Source organism: Micromonospora sp. CP22 (assembly GCF_009712475.1).
Lineage (GTDB): Bacteria > Actinomycetota > Actinomycetes > Mycobacteriales > Micromonosporaceae > Micromonospora.
This window is the reverse complement of the sequence record NZ_VCJO01000024.1, coordinates 13,700-28,988: the sequence shown is the minus strand read 5'-3', so window position 1 is coordinate 28,988 and position 15,289 is coordinate 13,700. Positions and strand designations below refer to the sequence as shown.

The 15,289-nt window shown below is 69.9% G+C and carries 13 protein-coding genes; 4 read left to right on the top strand and 9 right to left on the bottom strand.

Going from position 1 to position 15,289, the window contains the following annotated elements; all coding sequences use genetic code 11:
* Nucleotides 1–1,434, bottom strand: coding sequence for an ABC transporter substrate-binding protein (locus tag FF096_RS23945; protein ID WP_155221821.1), 1,434 nt, complete (start codon nt 1,432–1,434; stop codon nt 1–3).
* 403 nt (nt 1,435–1,837) lie between these two features.
* On the opposite strand from FF096_RS23945, the gene FF096_RS23940 reads away from it, so the two are divergent.
* The 4 genes from FF096_RS23940 to FF096_RS23925 are packed head-to-tail and all read left to right on the top strand — an operon-like array spanning nt 1,838 to nt 6,465.
* The gene (locus FF096_RS23940; protein ID WP_155221820.1) at nt 1,838–3,010 is read left to right on the top strand and encodes an acyl-CoA dehydrogenase family protein; all 1,173 of its coding nucleotides are present in this window, start codon (nt 1,838–1,840) and stop codon (nt 3,008–3,010) included.
* Nucleotides 3,010–3,918, top strand: coding sequence for a VOC family protein (locus FF096_RS23935; protein ID WP_155221819.1), 909 nt, complete (start codon nt 3,010–3,012; stop codon nt 3,916–3,918). Before FF096_RS23940 ends, FF096_RS23935 begins: the two co-directional genes overlap by 1 nt.
* 1 nt (nt 3,919) lies before the next feature.
* Nucleotides 3,920–5,095: an MFS transporter gene (locus FF096_RS23930; RefSeq protein ID WP_155221818.1), complete on the top strand. Its 1,176-nt coding sequence runs from the start codon at nt 3,920–3,922 to the stop codon at nt 5,093–5,095.
* Nucleotides 5,092–6,465, top strand: a complete 1,374-nt coding sequence (locus FF096_RS23925) for an amidase (protein ID WP_155221817.1) — start codon at nt 5,092–5,094, stop codon at nt 6,463–6,465. The genes FF096_RS23930 and FF096_RS23925 overlap by 4 nt, the downstream gene beginning before the upstream one ends.
* A 193-nt stretch (nt 6,466–6,658) precedes the next feature.
* Here FF096_RS23925 and FF096_RS23920 read toward each other — a convergent pair whose 3' ends face one another.
* The 8 genes from FF096_RS23920 to FF096_RS23885 form a co-directional block, all read right to left on the bottom strand.
* The gene (locus tag FF096_RS23920) at nt 6,659–7,375 is read right to left on the bottom strand and encodes an enoyl-CoA hydratase/isomerase family protein (RefSeq protein WP_155221816.1); all 717 of its coding nucleotides are present in this window, start codon (nt 7,373–7,375) and stop codon (nt 6,659–6,661) included.
* Nucleotides 7,375–8,529 carry an acyl-CoA dehydrogenase family protein gene (locus tag FF096_RS23915; RefSeq protein WP_309223850.1) on the bottom strand — a complete coding sequence of 385 codons (1,155 nt, stop codon included), beginning with the start codon at nt 8,527–8,529 and terminating at the stop codon, nt 7,375–7,377. The genes FF096_RS23920 and FF096_RS23915 overlap by 1 nt, the downstream gene beginning before the upstream one ends.
* 10 nt (nt 8,530–8,539) lie before the next feature.
* Nucleotides 8,540–9,346 carry an aspartate/glutamate racemase family protein gene (locus FF096_RS26875; protein WP_155221814.1) on the bottom strand — a complete coding sequence of 269 codons (807 nt, stop codon included), beginning with the start codon at nt 9,344–9,346 and terminating at the stop codon, nt 8,540–8,542.
* A gap of 176 nt (nt 9,347–9,522) precedes the next feature.
* Nucleotides 9,523–11,025: a hypothetical protein gene (locus tag FF096_RS23905; RefSeq protein WP_230462903.1), complete on the bottom strand. Its 1,503-nt coding sequence runs from the start codon at nt 11,023–11,025 to the stop codon at nt 9,523–9,525.
* Complete coding sequence (locus FF096_RS23900) at nt 11,022–12,770, bottom strand: VirB4 family type IV secretion system protein (RefSeq protein ID WP_230462902.1); 1,749 nt, start codon at nt 12,768–12,770, stop codon at nt 11,022–11,024. The genes FF096_RS23905 and FF096_RS23900 overlap by 4 nt, the downstream gene beginning before the upstream one ends.
* The gene (locus FF096_RS23895) at nt 12,770–13,660 is read right to left on the bottom strand and encodes a PrgI family protein (RefSeq protein ID WP_155221813.1); all 891 of its coding nucleotides are present in this window, start codon (nt 13,658–13,660) and stop codon (nt 12,770–12,772) included. Before FF096_RS23895 ends, FF096_RS23900 begins: the two co-directional genes overlap by 1 nt.
* 61 nt (nt 13,661–13,721) lie before the next feature.
* Entirely contained in the window at nt 13,722–14,654 is a 933-nt protein-coding gene (locus FF096_RS23890) for a conjugal transfer protein TrbL family protein (protein WP_230462901.1), read from the bottom strand.
* A 1-nt stretch (nt 14,655) separates the two neighbouring features.
* A complete protein-coding gene (locus FF096_RS23885) occupies nt 14,656–14,946 on the bottom strand; it encodes a pilin (protein WP_155221812.1) in 291 nt (96 codons plus the stop codon).
* Nucleotides 14,947–15,289 lie beyond the last annotated feature (343 nt).

The window sequence follows — 15,289 nt, the reverse complement described above, 5'->3', positions numbered from 1 at the left end:
TCAGCTCCGCTTCAGCTCGTCGAACTTCACGCCACCGGTCGGCAGCGCGACGTAGCCCTTGACGTTCTCCGCGACACCGACCAGGTCCGGCACCTCGACCAGCGAGATGATCGGCTCCTCCCCGACCAGGAACTCGATGGCCTGGTTGACGACCTGATCGCGCTGCGGCCCGGACGGCTGCTTGAGCACGGTGGTGACCAGCCGGTCGAACTCCGGGTTGTTGTAGCCACTCTTGTTCAGCGCCGACTCGCTGTAGAGGTACAGGAACAGCGAGAAGCCCGGGTCCGGCTGCGAGGGGCGCTCGCTGTACAGGTAGGCCTGGTACTCCTGCTTCGACACCGCGGCCTCGAAGTCCGCGGCCGACGGGATCGCCTTGAGGTCGACGTTGATCCCGACCTTCTGGAGGTCGGACTGGATCAGCCGACCAAGGTTCTCCGCGAACGGGCCCGGACGCGCGGTGTTGAACGCTACGGTCATGTCGAAGCCGTTGGGGTGCCCGGCCTCGGCCAGCAGTTGCTTGGCCCGGTCGGGGTCGTAGCTGCCCGTCTTCGGCTGGTCGGCGAGCAGCGCGCTCGCCTGCGGGCTCAGCGCGGACTGCGCGTAACCCTGGTAGATGGAGTTGACGATGGCCTCGCGGTTGATCGCGTGGCTGATCGCCTGCCGCACCTTGGGCTTGCCTAACGCCGGGTCCTTCACGTTCACCGACAGGTTGTGCCGGTTGGAGTCGGGCTGGCGCGACACGGCCGCGTTGGCGCTCTCGTCGATCTTCTTGAGCTGGTCGATCGGCGGCTCGGAGATCATGTCCACGTCACCGGAGATCAGCAGCTGGGCGCGGGACGACGCGTCAGGGACCGCCTTGATCACGATCTCCTCGAACGCCGGCTTCGGCCCCCAGTAGTTCGAGTTGTACTCCAGGCGCAGCTCACGGCCCGGGTCGAGGGACTTCAGCTTGTAGGCGCCGAAGCTGGCGCTGTTCGTCTTCAGCCACTCGGCGGCCCAGGGGTCGTCCTTCGTGGCGTGCTTCTTCGCCTCGTCGGAGTCGACGATCCCGAGGATCGGGTACGCCAGGACCGACAGGCTCACCGCCGACGGGTCGGTGAGGTTGTAGCGGACCGTGTACTGGTCGATCTTGGTCCACGGCTCCTGCTTGTCGACGTTCGCCGTCGGAAGCAGCACGCCGGCCTGGAGCGAGCGCGGGTTGGTGAACATCCGCTCGAACGACCAGATGACGTCGTCCGCGTCGAGCTCGTTGCCCCACTCGCTCTTGACGCCCTGCCGCAGCTTGAAGGTGACTGCGTCTTGTCCTCGTTGGCTTCGAAGGACTCCGCGAGCGCGGGCTTCAGGGCGTCCACCCCGAGGACCTTGCCGTCCGCGGCCTTGCTGGTGTCGTAGTCCAGCAGCGTGTCCATGAACCCGTCCAGGCCGTAGACCCAGGTGAGCCCGGTGAACTCATTGGGGTCCAGCTGGGTGGGCGTGGACGCCCAGGCGATCCGCAGGGTCGCCGACGACGCCGAGCCCTTGCCGCTGGCTCCTCCACCGCCACCGCAGCCTGCAAATCCCAGCGCTAGCGCGGATGCTGCGGTCACCGCCGCGACCCGGCGCGTAATTCGCGAACGCATCTCGTCTCCTGCCATGTCCACCGACCTGACGGCCAGGTCGATACGTCAGACGACGGTAAGTGATGGCCCTCACACCCGCAAGAGCCGAAGCGGCAAGTCTTGCCCTGGCCTGCCTCCTAACCGGCGGCTAGCCTGTTCGAACAGCGCGCCGCCACCCGTCGCCGACCTCTGGCACAGGGGCGGGGCTTCAATCCACAGACGTTTGTGTGGCAGGTGCAATGCAGATGCTCGGCACGGGTCCGATCAATGAGCCCGACACCCGGCGAGAGCTACGTGAGATGACCGCTGGGCTCCTCGGCAGGCACCTGCCGACGGAGCAGGCGCTGACTACGGACCGGGAGGGCAGCTTCGATCGCTCGCTGTGGCTCCGGCTCGGCGAGGCAGGCCTGCTCGGAATCGGCGCCGAGGAGCGGGTCGGCGGCAGCGGCGGCACCGTCGGCGACGCCGTCGCGGTGACCGAGGAACTGGCCCGGGTGCTACCCAGCCTCGCTGTGGACTACGTGCTCAGCGGCATGGCCATGCGGATGCTCGCGGAGCCGGACTGCGGACCGGTCGCGGACTGGCTCCCGGAGGTGGCCGCCGGGCGCATGATCTGCTCGTACGGACTCAGCGAGCCCGGCGGTGGCACCGACCTACTCGCCCTGCGCGCCGGGGCCACCGAGGTCGACGGCGAGTGGCGGGTGAGCGGCCAGAAGACGTGGATCTCGCTGGCCGGCGAAGCCGATCAGGTGTTCGTGCTCTGCCGAACGGACCCTGCCGAGAAGGGACGACGGTCCCGCGGCCTGAGCCTCATCGCCGTACCGACCGACCAGCCCGGCGTCGCCGTGCGACGCGTCCACCTCGCGGGCATGCGCGCAGCGATGACATACGAGGTCTTCCTCGACGACGCCGTTGCGCCCCTGACGAACCTCGTCGGCGCACGAGGCCGTGGCATGCAGGTGCTGTCCAAGGCACTCGACGTGGAGCGGGTGATGGCCGCGGCGATCAGCCTCGGCCTCGCGCGGGGGGCGCTGGACCTGCACATCGTCTACGCACGGGAGCGGGAGGCGTTCGGCACACCGATTGGGGCCTTCCAGGCAATCCAACATCCCGCGGCCGACAGCATCGCCGAGCTCTCGGCGGCCCGCGCGCTGATCAACTCCACCGTAGCGATGATCGAGGCCGGACAGGAGGCACTGGCGTACTCCGCCATGGCCAAGCTGTTCGCGGCGGAGACGGCGGCGCGCATCGTCGACCGAGGGATGCGCGCGATGGGCGCGATGGGCCTCGCTGACGAGTCGGCCATGCAGATGTACTTCCGCGATGCTCGGCTGCAACTGTTCAGCCCGATCAGCAACGAGATGGTTCGCAACCTGCTGGGCGAATCGCTGGGCCTGCCGAGGAGCTACTGATGTTCGACGGAATCGACCACGTGGTGCTGCCGGCCGCCGACGTCGAGCCGCTGCGCCGGCTCTACGTCGAGCTTTTCGGGTTCACCGAAGTCGCAGTGGACGACGACCCCGATCCCGCCTGGCAGCAACTGTGGCAACTCCCGGCTCCTCCGACACGATCCGTGATGCTCGGCAAGCCGCGCAGCGCGGGGGGCTGGATCCGGCTCGTCGAGGTACCCGGGCTGCCCCCTGCGTCGCCGGCCCGGCGCCCGAACCGGGTCGGGCCCTACGCGCTCGACTTCTACCTGCGGGATGCAGACGCCGTGGAACAGCGAATCGAGGAAGGAGGCTGGGAGTTCCGGACACCCGCGGTGTACTACAACCTCCCAGGAACCGACATCCCGGTACGGGAGCGGATGCTCGATCAACCCCTCTCCGGGCTACTGCACGCGGTCGTGCAGTATCGCCCGCGCGGCACCAGGTGCGTCATCGACCAGGACCGACAGGAGGACACCAGCGAGGTCGTCGCCGTGGTCTTCATGACCGACCGGTTCGAGGAGGCCACGGCATTCGCCCGCGACGTGCTCGGCGCACGGCAGTACTTCACCGGCAGGTTCGACGGGCCGGCCGTCGAACAGATGCTCGGTATGGCACCCGGGGAGGGGTTCGCCGCGGCGCTCTTCCGCGGCCCGGGCTCGCGCAACGCGCGCCTCGAATTCGCTGAGGTACTACCGGACGGCGAACCTCGCACCGGCCTGGTGCGGAGGGTCGTCGCCACGTGCGCTGTGCCCGACCTCGACGCACTGCACACCCTGGTGAAGAGCGGCGATCACGGTGAGACCATCGGTCCGGTCACCGTCGACGGCGTACGCCACCTGGGCCTCGCCTCGTCCTACGGCGCCGCGTTCGACTTCTTCGAGCCTGTCTGACGTGGCGTCGGCGCGGCGGGATCCCCTGTTGTGGGCAGCCTGCGTCCTGCTGGTCATCGCGATGATGGCCAGCTTCACGCCAACCCCGCTCTACCCGAGGTACCAGGCGGAGTGGGGCATCGGGGACGACCATGTGAGCCTGGTGTTCGCCGGCTATCCCATCGGGGTGGTGCTGGTGCTCATCGGCCTCGGCGGCCTCTCGGACCGACTCGGGCGCCGCAATACGCTTCTGCTCGGACTGGCGGTTCTGCTGGCCGCCATGCTCATCCTGGGGTTCGCCACCGACCTAGTCACCCTGGTCGGTGGCCGCATCGTCCAGGGCGCCGGCGCCGGACTGCTGGTCAGCTCGGCGGCGGCCGCTCTGATGAAGTCCCATCCCGACGGTCCGGACCGGGGCTCCTTCGTCAACACATTGTGCGTGTCGCTCGGGGTCGCCATCGGGCCATTCGTCGCCGGGAGCCTGGCCAGTACGTCTGATCGCCCGCTCCTGGTCCCCTACCTGGTGATCGCCGTCCTGCTGTTGCTTCCGCTCGCGCCGCTGGCGCGTTCCCGGACCAACCGGACGGCCGCGGGGTCCATACGTGTCGTGCAGGCCGTGCGCGTCCCTCGGCTCCTCCTGCGTCGCTTCTCCGTCGCCGCGGTGGCCATCTTCTCCACCAACATGTGTTTTGGCCTGTTCGGTGCGTTCGGCCCGCAGATCGCGCACCGGATGGATTGGACGTCGGAGGCCGCGAGCGGTCGCCTCGTCTCGCTGACGCTGGTCGCGGTCGTAGCGGCCCAGCTCGGCGGCCGACGACTGTCGCGGTCCACGGCGATGGCACTCGGCGTGGTCCTCGCCCTCCTCGGATGGAGCGCCACGGCGGCCGGTGTCGCCAGCCTCTCCCCCGTCGCCGTGATGCTGGGATCGGCGGTGCTCGGCCTCGGCGCTGGGCTGTGCCTGCTCGGAAGCGCCGCACTCGTCGGCGTGATCTCCCCGCCGGGTCGAGAAGCAGAGGTCTACTCGGCGTACCTGGTCGTTGCGTTCGCCACTCTCGCGGGCACCGCCCTGGCGGCCGGCCCGGTGCTGACTCGGTTCCCGCTGACGGCCGTGCTGGTCGCGGCTGTCGTGCTCTCGTCGCTCGTGGCCGCCTGGGTGCTTCCCGGCGTTCGCCGCATGGCAAGGGAGGAGTTCGCTTGACACCCCGTACGATCACCCAGTCGCTCCACGACCTTCAGTCCGGGGCCCTGACGGCGACGGCGCTCCTCGACGAGGTCGAGGCCGCGGCCGACCGCTGGGATTCGTCGTTGGGCGTTTACCTGTACCGAAGCGGGCAGGCCGCCTGGGCAGAGGCCGAGCAGGTCGACGCACGACGGGAACGCGGTGAAGCGCTTGGCCCGCTAGCCGGCATCCCGCTCGGGATCAAGGACGTCATCGCGACGTACGGCGCTCCCACGACCGCACAGAGCCTCATCGCGCGTGATCCGCAAGTCGATGCACCGACGGTCGCGCGGCTGCGAGCGGCCGGTGCCGTCATTACAGGCAAGACCAGCACGATGGAATACGCGCTCGGCTTCAACGATCCTGACAAGCCATTCCCCATGCCGCGCAACCCGTGGGATCCGCTCCGCTGGACCGGTGGATCGAGCTCCGGTACCGGCTCGGGCATTGCTGCCGGCTTCTTCCTCGGCGGGCTAGGCACCGACACCGCGGGATCGGTACGGATGCCTGCTGCGTGGTGCGGCGTCACCGGGCACAAGCCGACGTACGGAGTGGTTCCCCGAACCGGTGTCTTCCCGCTGGGCTGGACCTACGACCACGTGGGACCGTTGGCGCGAACCGCGGAAGACTGTGCCCTGCTCCTGTCAGTGATCGCCGGACCCGATGGGCAGGACCCGGCCGCGACCGGTCACGGCTTCGCGTACTCACCCGAACCTGTGCGGCCGTTGCGGGGACTGCGCATCGCACTTGCGGTGGACCCGCTGGAGGTGTCGACAGCCGAGGTATGCCGGCTGACGCGGGAGGCGGCGGAGGTGTTCGCGGCGGCCGAAGCGGTGGTCACCGAGATCAGGCTGCCGCACTATGCCGAGGGCGTGGACGTCACGATGTTGGGCCTCGCCGCCGAGGCGCTGACCTACCACCGCACCGATCTGCGCCGCAGGTGGGAGGAGTACGGCCGCCCGACCAGGTCGGCGCTCATCACCGGTGCCTTGCTGTCGGCGGCCGACTACGTGCAGGTACAGCGGGTACGCCGCCACCTCGTACGGGCCGTGGCCGACCTGTTCGACGACATCGACTTGGTGTTGTCGCCCACCGCCGCACGGCCGGCACCGCTGGTCGACGGGCTCGACTTCGACGAGGTCGTGGCGATGCTGCAGACGGCGTACTGGAACGCCACCGGAAACCCCGCGCTGTCTGCGCCCATGGGCCTTGCCGACGGGATGCCGGTCGGCCTGCAGATCGTCGGCCGCCCGCACGCCGACCAACTGGTCCTGGACGCGGGACGACACTTCCAGGACCTTACTGACCACCACCTGCGGGCGCCCGACCTGACGGAGGACGAGCGATGAGGTTTCCGGACCCCGACGAGTGTGTACGGGTGCTGCTTGCCGCCGCTGGTCTTCAGCCTACCGAGGAAGAGATCCGGGCATCGGTCAAGGGATATCCAGCCCTACGGTCGGCGCTGCAGCGGCTTCACGACCTCCCGATCGACCACGAGGAGGAGACGGCGCTGGGATTCCGGATCGCGACCGCCCTGGATGCTCAGACCCGGCTGCGGCCGGCCGAGTCGGGGCCGACCAGCAGCGCCACCGACGCCGCCACCTCGCGTTCGTAGGCGCTTGCCGCTCGCTCCCGCTCGTCGTCTCCCCACAGCCGGCGGGCCACCGCCCTCGGGCCGGGATCGAGGTGGCAGAGCGCGTCCGCCACCTGGGTGACGGTTGCGTCGAGGGCGCCTCGCGGCACGACGCGGGCAGCGCCGGACGAGCCGAGCATGCGCGCTTCCACGTGTTCGCCGGTGAGCATCATCCGTCGTACCAACGGGGGCGGGAGGAGCCGTTCGGCCACCGCCGCGCCGAGTGGGAGCCCGAGTTCGAGCTCCGGTAGCCGCAGCCAGCCGTCCTCAGCGAGCACCGCCACGTCGGCGCAGGCCACCAGCAGCGCCCCCGCTCCGACACACGCGCCCTGCGCGGCCACGACGACGGGGCCACGGCAGCGCAGCACGGCCAACACGGCGGAGGCACCGTGCTGCAACTCCTCGACGACCCGTCCTTCGGCCACAGCGGCCTCATGCTGGCGGAGGTCCTGGCCGGTGCAGAAGTGCCGGCCGGCGCCACGCAGGACCAGCACCTGATCGGCCGTGACCAACTCGGCAGCCGCGCGTAAGCCGGCGTACCGCTCGTGGTCCAAGGCATTGCCGCGGCTGCCGTCGAAGTGGACGGTGACCACGGCGCCAACGGTGGTGACGGCGAGCCCGCTCATCAGTAGGAGCGGGGCAGTCGCAGGGCCCGGTGGGCGATGTGGTTGAGCAGCATCTCCGTGCTCACCGGAGCGATCCGGAACAATCGGACCAGACCGGAAAGTGTGGCCAGACCGTACTCCCGGGCCATCCCATTGCCACCGTGCGTCTGGATGGCTACGTCGAGGGCGTAGGACGCCGTCTCGGACGCCTCCACCTTTGCCATCGCGGCCGCGACGCCGCCGGTCTCCCCGCGGTCCACGGCCCGTGCCGCCTCGAGGGTGAGCAGCCGAGCCGCAGCCAGGCGGGTCTCCGCTCGCGCCAGTGGGTGCGCGATGGCCTGGTGGGTGCCGATCGGCTCGCTCCAGACGATTCTCGTCCTGGCATAGTCGGCGGCCTTCTCGATCGCGTAACGCGCGATCCCGTTGAGCAGGGCGGCGCTGAGGATGCGCTCGGGGTTGAGCCCGGTGAAGAGCACGCGCAGGCCGTGCTCGCCTCCAACGATGGCGTCCGCGGGCACCCGGACCGCATCAAAGAACAGGGAATACTGCCGCTCCGGCGAGATGATCTCCACGGGGATCGGGGTGCGGCTCAAGTTCGGCGCGTCAGTGGGTACCAGGAAGGCCTTGGGGCCGGGCGGAAGGTTGTCGGGACCTCCTGCGGCATTGGCGATGACGACCATCGCGTCCGCGTTGTCGACGTGGGAGACGTAGTACTTCTGGCCGGTGATGATCCAGTCGCCGTCCTCGAAAACGGCGCGCGTGGAGATGTTGTGCGCGTTGGAGCCCGCATCGGGTTCGGTGATGGCGAACGCGAGCACGCGGGAGCCGTCGGCGAGGCCGGGGAGCCAGGACGCACGCTGCTCGTCGGACCCGAAGTCGATCAACATCGTTGCGCACACCGCTGGCGACAATGCGATGAGCATGAGAGGTAGGCCGCAGGCGGCGATCTCCTCGGCGACGACGGCGAGGGCCTCGATTCCTTGCCCTCCGCCGCCGTACTCCTCCGGGATCGCGACGCCCAACGCGCCGAGGTCGCCGAGTTCCTCCCAGAACTCGCGGGCGTTCCCCGATTCCGCGCTGGTGCGCAGGTAGTAGTCGTGGCCGTACTTCTCGCACAGCCTGCGCACGGCGACCCGGAGGGCGTCGAGCTCCTCGATACCTGCGGTGGCGGTCACGGGGATCCTCTCAGGCGTGCTCGCCAATGACGCAGACGTCACAGGCGTCGGATTCGGTCGCCGCGGTGTCGTGCCGCAGCCAGAGGTCGACAAGGTCGCGGGCTTGGCCGCGTCGGGCGGTGCGTGGCCGGGCACTCGGCGGGCCGCCCTGAAGCAACGCATTGAAGGCGGCCTGCTGGCCGAGAGCGGACGGGTCCAGGACGGGAACATCGCACCGGTCCTGGATCGCAGCGGCGATCGGTGACATGCAGGTGCACCCGAGCAGCACCGCCGCCGCCTCGTCGGCGATCGCGGCCTGCCGGCACGCCTGCCCGAGATCGTCGATGAGACCAGGCTCGTGGCGCAGCATTCGTGCCTTGATTCCCTGAGAGCTCCCGACCCGGTCGAGTTCCCGCTCCGCCGAGAAGTGGTTCACCCGGACACAACTCTCACCCCCCGGGCAGGTGCGCAGTCGTTCGTCGTAGATGAATCCCATGGACTCGGGCCACACCGTCACGATCGTGAACCGCCCGTAGACCGAAGCTGCCGCCAGCGACGCCTCGCCAGCGCCCACGACCGGCACATCAACGGCTGCCCGTACCGCGTCGATGGCGTAGTCGCCGAACGTGTCGATAAACAGCGCGTCACAGCCGCGCTTGACCGCTCGCTCGGCAGCGTCGAGGGTGATCAACTCTGTGAGCAACCGGTCGTAGGGCGTTCGGGCGAGCACGCGCGCCCGCAAGTCCACCAGAGCCGTCTTGATGCCGGCAGGGTCCCTGAGCGGCGGACGGGCCTTGCCGTCGGAATTCAGCATCGCGAGGTGCTTCAGATCTGCCATGCGGCCGCCCCTCACGCTGTGGGGGCGAATGCGGATGGCCGACTGCCTGACCGCGCCGCAACGTGGATGGGGGTCGTCACGACCATGGATGGTCACCTCCGTGAAAAGTATGATGTATTGACTCTGAGACAGTCAAGATCCCGCCAACCGCCACTTTTCGCTGGCGATCTAACCCGCTACCAGCGGTCTGACGAATCCGTATGGAGCAAGCGCACCTTGCCGCCGACGACTTCGCTCCGCCCCATCGCTGGACCAGCCGCCATAAGTGAGGCGCGAAGGCGGGCTAGTGTCCTGCGCCAGAAATTCGCCTCAAAGGTGGCGTAAGCTGTGGTGACGGCGAAAACCGGACGTCCGACTCCGCCGTTGATGAGCGTGTGACGTTGACGCGGTGGTCGCGGCGGGCGAAGTCGTCCAGCATGCTGGCGAGCGTCGGTCACCCTCAGGCCGACGCTGTGGTGGCCGATCTGCGACCGGCCCAACACCTTCACCCCACGCCCGCCGGAGGGAACCTGCACCGGCGCCGGCACGGCCTTCGCACGCGCCCGGTCCAGGCCCGGCACCGCCAGGTCCAGTGGCAGCGCCGCCATGGCGGCGAGTTCCGGCACGGTGGCCAGGAACCCGCGCCGTAACCTGCGCCCGGCAATCGTGGCGACCGGTTGCGGCATCGTCATCCGCCGCAGCCGGTTCGGGCCCGTGTACGCCGCGGCAGCCGAGGCGATCGTGTGCCCGAGCCCGACCAGACGCTCGCGGATCTGCTTCGCCCGCTGCGCATCCGGTGGGGTCGTGTCCGGGTCGGTGGCGACGGCGAACCGGACCGCGATCTCGAAGTGCGGCACCCGCACCGCCTTGTCCACGACGGTACGGGCGTCCGCGCTGGCAACCGGGTCCCGCTCGGCTACCCGCCGCGCCGTGGCCGGCGCGCGGGTCCGGGCCGGGCCGGGCGTGAACGCGTCGAGCAGCCACAGCACAGGCTCGATCGCCAACCGCGCCGCCCCGGAGACGGCACGAGCGGCCACGTCGGGCCGCCCGTGCGGATGGGTGCTGGTGCCCGCCGCCGCCCGCCGAGCCGCGCGGACCCGTCCGGCGGGTGCCGGGCGAGCGAGGATCTGCACACACGCGTGCTCCCGGTGGCGGACCTCGGCCCCGGCGGCGAGCAGCGCCCGCAGCGGATCGGCGTCGTGCTCGGCGCGCAGCGGCAACACGTCGGTGTGCTGCGGCCAGTGCGCCCCACCCACCTCATCGCCCACCTCGCCTGGGATCGGCGCGGCAGCGACGGCGGTGGTAAGGGTGGCGGCGGGCCAGGCCGCCCGGACGGCGGCCTCGACCGCGCCGGGCGGCACCGTCCCGGGCACCCAGACCCGGATGGTCAGGGCGCGGCCGGTCCAGGTGTACTCCCACCCGACGTGCGGGTAGCCGAACACGCGCCGACGCCACACCGACGGCGTCAGCACACCCATGAGGGTGCTCCAGAACGCGGCGGCGGCCTCGGCGGTGACCTCGGGTGGCGCGGCGATGGTCAACCACCGCGCGCCGGCCGCGAACCGCCGGTGCCGCCAGGTGAGCACCTGATCGTGGGCGAACACCGTGCCGACGATCGCGGCGGCGGCGAGGAAACCGAGCCACGGCCGGGCGATGACCCACTGCCACACCTCGGCAGGCCAGGTCGGGGCGGTCATCATCCGTCCTCCCCGACACCCGTGACGGCGATCCGATGCTCTGCGCCCGACCCGACGCTCCTGAAGGGGATGCGCGATGGGCCCGCGACGAGCAGACCCTCGCCCCTGGGCGCCGACAGCAGCAACCGCGACTCCCCGGCGGTCAGGCTGAACGCCTCACTCACCGAGTCGATGGACTGCGTGCTCTGGCGCATCAGCACCTGGGTCGCCGCGTTGGACACGACGGCGAGACCGAGGTCGGTGGAGAGCACGTCGGCGGCGTCCTGGGTGATGACACACAGCCCGGCGGACCGCTTGCGGGCGGCTTTGGCCATCCGAAACAGGAACCGCGCGCCCTCGCCGTTGCGCATCAGCAGCCATGCCTCGTCCACCACCACGAGCTTGCGCCGCCGGCGTGAACTCGTCGTCGGGGTGTCGATGCCCGACCAGATCGAGTCCAACGCCAGGAGCGTGCCGACGGTACGTAGCTCGTCGGGCAGGTGCCGCAGCGACCACACCACCAGATGTCCGGTCGGGCTGGTGGTGGTCGGCCCGCTAAACAGGCTGGCGAAGTTCCCCACCGTCCACGGGGCGAGCCGCGCGGCGAGCTGCCCGGCGGCCGGATCGTCGTCCGCGTCCAGGGTGGCGGCCAGGTCGCGTAGCAACGGGGCGGGTGTGGTCCAGGTGGCCGGGTCGCCGGTGATCCCCGCCGCGGCGTAGGTGGTGGTGATGGCCCGGTCCAGGGCGGCGCGTTCGGCCGGCGGCGGTGCCGCGCCGAGCATCACCGAGATCAGCGTGTGCAGGTACAGGCCACGCCGGGTCAAGGTGTCGGGCCGGTTGTCGGTGGGAAGATCGAGGGGGTTGACGCGGACGCCGGGCTGGCCGAGCTGCACGACGGTGCCGCCGACGTGCTCGGCGAGGGGCGCGTACTCGTCCTCCGGGTCGATCACGCTGACGGTCGTGCCCTGGTACAGGTTGCGCAGGACTTCAAGCTTGACGAAGTAGCTCTTGCCCGCACCGGAACGGGCGAGGACGACGCTGTTGTGGTTGTCCTGCGCCCACCGATCCCAGATCAGCACCCCATTGCTGGTCGTGTTGACCCCGTAGAGCACGCCCTCGGGCGGGGCGACGGTACCCGGGGCCGGAGCGGCGAGGTCCGCCGACGCGAGCGGGAAGGCGGCAGCGAGGGCGGTGGTGTCGAGGATGCGGCGCATCTGCAGCGGGTCCACCCCGACCGGCAACGTCGCCACCCAGCCTTGCTGGTGGCGGAACGTCGCCGGCTGCAGGTCCAGCAGAACACTCGCGGCGGCGGACTTCACGCCCGCGGTGACGGTGCGCAGCTCGTCCAGGGTGCGGGCGTGGACGGTGACGTAGATGCCGGTGTCGAACAGCTTCGCCGCCCCACGGGCGACCCGTTCGGCGAGATCGGCGGCGTCGGCGGCTGCCGCCTCGACCATCGGGTCACCGAGCCGTCCCTGATCGGCATCGAGGCGGCGCGACGATTCGAAGCGGGCGCGCTGGCGTTTGAGCATCGGCGCGGCCAGCTGCGGCGCGACAGGGGCCACGTGCACCGCCACGTCGACCCGTCCGGGATAGGACAGCAGCGGGTCAAGCCAGGCGGGGCCGACCTCGGCCGGATAGCCGCACACCGCGTAGGTGGCGGCGTACCCGTCGCCGACCTGCACATGCCAGGGCGTGACCGACAACGCGGCCGGGGAGGGCATCCCCTCCCCGGCCGCGACACTCTTCTTGGGCTTCCACACGTTCATCATGTGCTCCGTGAGGTGATCGGGGCACCGGGCACCGCGCGAGGGCCAGGCACCGGTGGGGAGAACGGATCGACCGCGTTCGCGAGGGCCGAGGCGACGGCCGGCCCGTCCAGTGCGGTGGCTTCGACGCCGAGGCCGGACAGGGCACGCACGGCCGTGTCGGCGGCGTGCGCGCCGGTGACGACGGCGAGGACCTGCCGGCGCAACGGATCCCGTTCGCTGTCGAGGTCGAGGAGGAACTCGGCGTAGTCGTCGGCGGCGGCCTGCAACGCAGGGTGTGGCAGGCGCGGCGCGTGATCGACGGTCGCCTGCGCATAGACGGTCAGGTCGTGCCGCTGCGCGGCAACGACGATCTGCGCCGGCCCGGTCAGGCTGTTGAGGAACCGACCGAACCCGTCCACCAGCGCACCCTGCTCGCCGCCGGTGCGTAGGTGGATGTTCGTGGTGCCGCAGGCGATCAGCACCTTGTCGCTGCCCTCGCTTGTCAGGACTCCGGTCGCGCTGATCGCCGTGACCGGCGAGCGCAGTGGCGCCGGGACGCTCGGCTTACCGGCGGCGGCCGCGACCGAGCTGGCCCGCGCGGTGCCTGGAGCGAGGGTGCGCTGGCTGCGGGACAGCGAGAGGCCGTGGCGCAGCCACACGTCCAGGGGAAGTCCGTCGCGGCGGCCGAGCGCCACCACGACCGCGACAGCGAACACGAGGACGCCGGCGACGATCCAGGCCACCGGCGGGAGCAGGTGCCCGTACGTGCGGTGGATCCCGAACTTGGCCAGGCCGACGCCGCCGATGATGCCGAGCTGCCGGAACGTCAGGCCGAACGCGATGCGATCCGGCTCGTTGACGTTGGCCGGCACGACGGCGCGCGGGAGGTTGTCATCGAGGTTGGTCATGTGTCACTCCGGTTGAGGTAGACGGTGCGCATCCGGCGGTAGTGGCGGTGGGCGCGGGAACTCATGTCGACCGGGTTGGCCGCACCGGCGTTGGCGTACGACCGCCCAGGCCGCGAGTCATTCCTTGGACGGCGACGGTGCGCAGGATGAGTCCGGTGATGTTCGGAGCGCGGCCCTGCTGGGTAACGAACCGCCGCATCAGGTTCGGGATCTTGACCGTGGTCCACAGGACCACGATCACCATCAGCAGGTTGAGGGTGTCCGAGCCGCGTAGGCCGAGCAGGATCGGCAGGTTCGATTCCGGGTCGACCAGCAGGTTGATGCCCGCCGAGAACGCGACCGCCTGCAACGTGGGTGTGGCCAGGCACCCCAGCAGGGTCCGCCACCACAGCGTGGCGGCGCCCTGCGTCCACGGGGTGGCATAGCAAGCCAGCGCCACCGGCGCGATGCCCGCCAGGATGACCAGCATCCCGATTCGTACGAGCCAGGTGCCGACGAGCATGAACATCAGCACCACGATCAGCAGCCCGATAACGGCGATCAGCAGGGCGTTGCTCGGATCGGTCATCGCCGACGCGACCCGCGCGCGGATGAAGGCGATGGCCTCGATGGTCGGTGCGGACTCACCGGCCATCGCCACCGTCAAGGCGTTGGCAACCCTGATGAGCACGCCGGTCAGCGGGACCGCGAACGCGGAGAGCACAAACCCGACCACGAGCCGGGGTACCAGCTGCTTGACGTGGTACTGGGTTTCGACGGAATCACCGAGCATCACGGCGATACCGGCGGCGATGACCGCGAGGACGAAGCAGGCGCTGACGACCAGCGCACTGTTGCCGGCGATCGAGCGCACATGCGGCAGGACGGTGACGTCCGGCGAGACGAAGATCGACGATGTGAGGAAGGCCAGCAGCCCGCCGAGAAGATCGTTGACCGTCTCGGCCAGCCAGCCGACCAGGGCCTCCATCAGCCCGTTGATCATCATGGTTGACATGTCAGCCGCCGAGGATGCCCTGCAACACCTGCAGGATCACCGGGGCCAGCACCGCCAGGGCGTATCCGACAAGGGCGGACTTGAAGTTGCCCTTGGCCTGCTCGACCTGCGCCGGGTCGCCGCCGGCGGCCATGTAGCGCAGGCCACCGATGACCAGGAACATCGTCGCGACCAACGCGATGATGCCCATGACCCAACCGGTGATGTTGGCAATGACCTGGTTGATGCTGTTGACCGCCAACGGCTGCGGCGCGGCGGCGAGGTCAGACAGAACGGACAGCGTTGTGTGCATGAAGCGCTCCACAAGGGATCTGCGGGGCCGCCGCGGTGAGGACCAGAGCGAAGGACCGGTGAGGTCCGGTTGGGGGCGCTCTCCCTTACGTGATGCGAAGGGGCTGCGGTGTCAGTACGCCGCGCCAGCCACGCCGGACCCTGGGGCCCCGCCGGAAGGAAATGGTCCCCACCGGGCGGGCATGCCGTGGATGACATGCACCGCCCAGATCTCGACTGTCAGGCCGATCGAACCCACCACACGCCTGTCACGCCCTGACAAGACCAGACAGCGACTCACGTTGCCGCCGCTTGACGATGCGCTGTCCGGTGCCATCCAGACTGTGCGATGTCATTGATCCAAG

What these genes read in the sequence shown, in the direction of transcription:
- FF096_RS23905 (WP_230462903.1), bottom strand. Translation starts at nt 11,025, where the DNA reads ATGATGACCGCCCCGACCTGGCCTGCCGAGGTGTGGCAGTGGGTCATC.
- FF096_RS23890 (WP_230462901.1), bottom strand. Translation starts at nt 14,654, where the DNA reads ATGTCAACCATGATGATCAACGGGCTGATGGAGGCCCTGGTCGGCTGG.
- FF096_RS23900 (WP_230462902.1), bottom strand. Translation starts at nt 12,770, where the DNA reads ATGAACGTGTGGAAGCCCAAGAAGAGTGTCGCGGCCGGGGAGGGGATG.
- FF096_RS26875 (WP_155221814.1), bottom strand. Translation starts at nt 9,346, where the DNA reads ATGGCAGATCTGAAGCACCTCGCGATGCTGAATTCCGACGGCAAGGCC.
- FF096_RS23920 (WP_155221816.1), bottom strand. Translation starts at nt 7,375, where the DNA reads ATGAGCGGGCTCGCCGTCACCACCGTTGGCGCCGTGGTCACCGTCCAC.
- FF096_RS23940 (WP_155221820.1), top strand. Translation starts at nt 1,838, where the DNA reads ATGCAGATGCTCGGCACGGGTCCGATCAATGAGCCCGACACCCGGCGA.
- FF096_RS23935 (WP_155221819.1), top strand. Translation starts at nt 3,010, where the DNA reads ATGTTCGACGGAATCGACCACGTGGTGCTGCCGGCCGCCGACGTCGAG.
- FF096_RS23895 (WP_155221813.1), bottom strand. Translation starts at nt 13,660, where the DNA reads ATGACCAACCTCGATGACAACCTCCCGCGCGCCGTCGTGCCGGCCAAC.
- FF096_RS23885 (WP_155221812.1), bottom strand. Translation starts at nt 14,946, where the DNA reads ATGCACACAACGCTGTCCGTTCTGTCTGACCTCGCCGCCGCGCCGCAG.